The organism is Gilliamella sp. Pas-s25, assembly GCF_009795885.1.
Lineage (GTDB): Bacteria > Pseudomonadota > Gammaproteobacteria > Enterobacterales > Orbaceae > Gilliamella.
On sequence record NZ_WTEV01000102.1, the window covers coordinates 1 to 302 of the forward strand.

Sequence of the window (302 nt, forward strand, 5' to 3'; positions counted from 1 at the left end):
AGGAGACGGGGTTACACTACAACCTAAATCGCTATTATGATCCATTTACAGGCAGGTATATTACCCAAGATCCGCTCGGTATACTAGGCGGACAAAATAATTACCAATATGCTGGTAGTGATCCGATAAATTGGGTTGATCCGTTAGGGTTGATTAAGGTTGAAAATAATGGGTTTGAACATCTGGAGCTTTCAGATAGGCACTTGCTAGATAGGGTTTGTAAATACCCCAAACTTAGTACACAACTCACGTAGAAAATTAAGCTGCCTGTTTTAATGTTTTATACTCAATAGGTGTCATGT

General features: G+C 39.1%; 1 protein-coding gene. It reads left to right on the top strand.

Features of this window, described 5'->3' with window-relative positions; genetic code table 11:
- Positions 1 to 254 (top strand): RHS repeat-associated core domain-containing protein (locus GQ593_RS13515; protein ID WP_160432488.1); only part of this gene is annotated, 254 nt, incomplete at its 5' end.
- Between the last annotated feature and the right edge of the window lie 48 nt (positions 255 to 302).